General features: G+C 69.2%; 1 protein-coding gene. It reads right to left on the bottom strand.

Going from position 1 to position 1,487, the window contains the following annotated elements:
- Positions 1–324: 324 nt before the first annotated feature.
- Positions 325–1,332, bottom strand: a complete 1,008-nt coding sequence (locus ACFV15_RS31895; protein ID WP_378354966.1) for an MASE1 domain-containing protein — start codon at positions 1,330–1,332, stop codon at positions 325–327.
- Positions 1,333–1,487 lie beyond the last annotated feature (155 nt).

Here is a 1,487-nt window from a genome sequence, read left to right as displayed (position 1 = left end):
ATTTATGTCCTGGCCTGCGTTGTCAATCGCCACGTCAGCACGTTAACCCCGAGTCGGTCGGGCCGTCGGTGGCCCGATCGACTCGCATCTAACGTCCACAAAGGACTCAAGCGGCCGAATTTCGCCCCTCGATGTCGCATTTGCCTGCTTTGTGGGGTGGGGTGGACGGAATGAAAGGGGCGTATGTGTCGCTCAGCGTTGCGAACGCCCCGTTCGCAACGTTCAACCACTCCTGCAGCACCCGCCGAGCAGCGGGCCTGCCAACCTGCCCGACCCTCAACTACCCGGCATCGCGATAGAACCGCCCGCAACACTCACGACCTTTTAAGGATCGCGGGGCGGGCGGTCCGAGATGTTCTGGATGATGTCGAGCACCGCCCCGCGCAGTGATTGAGCAGGTGCGATCCGCGCGACCATCTCGTTGAGCTGGACGCAGGCCTGCGCGACCTCGGCCTCGGCGCGGTTGCGCTGCACGGTGACGGTCGCGAGCAGCAGCGCGGTCAGCGCGACCGAGCCGTCCAGCGACTGCAGGGTGATCATGCGCAGCGGCACCGTCATCAAGGAGAACGGGCCCCAGCCGTGCGCGGCGGCGAGTATCGCGATCGTGCACACCGCGAGCGCGCCGCACAGCGCGCCCGCCTGTTCGAAGCGCAGCGCGGCCCAGATCAGCCACGGGAAGATCAGGAACAGCCAGGTCGCAGGCACGGTCGTCGCCAGCACCGCCGTGCCGATCGTCCCGGCGCCGACCACGGCCGCTTCGAACCAGCGCCCCGCCGGTACGTGGCGCGGCCATCGGAAGCGGGGCGCGATGAGCAGCAGCGGTGTGATCGTGAGCACGCCCATCGCGTCCCCGGTCCACCACACCGTCCACCCGGTCCAGAAGCGACTGACGGTGCCGGACCCCGCCAGCGCGGCCGAGCCGATGGTCGCGCTGATCAGCATCGCACCCAGCGCACCCGCGAACACGAGCATCAACGCGTCGCGGAGCCGATCGAACTCACTACGGAAGCCGAGCCGTTTCAGCAGGTAGTAGGCGGCCAGTGGCGCCAAGGTGTTGCCGACGCTGATGCCGATGAACGCGACGAGCGGCTCACCGCCGACCATCGCGTTCGCCGCCAGCGCACCGACGGTGATCCCAGGCCAGATCCGCGGGCCGAACAGCAGCAGCGCCGCGAGCGCGATCCCGGTCGGCGGCCAGAGCGGCGTGATCTTCATGTCGACCAGCGCCAGCTGGAACCCGACCCGCGCGCCCGCCAGATAAGCCACCGCGACGGCCAAGACCAAGACGCCCCATGGCGTGGCGCGGCCGAACAGGGGTCCCGTTTGGCTCATAGACCGCTCCGGCTCGCGCACCATGGACCCGAAAGCCTACCCCGGCCGGGCCCAAGGTCGTGCTAGTCGTGAGTGGTGGGGGCGGGGGGGGTCGAAGGGGACGCCCCACGACGCGACGAAGACCCGCGGGGGGGAGGTGGGCGGACGGGGCGGGG

Origin of the sequence: Amycolatopsis sp. NPDC059657 (assembly GCF_042734395.1) — a bacterium.
Classification (GTDB): Bacteria; Actinomycetota; Actinomycetes; order Mycobacteriales; family Pseudonocardiaceae; genus Amycolatopsis.
Note: the sequence above shows the minus strand (reverse complement) of the source record. Positions and strands in the feature narration are given on the sequence as shown.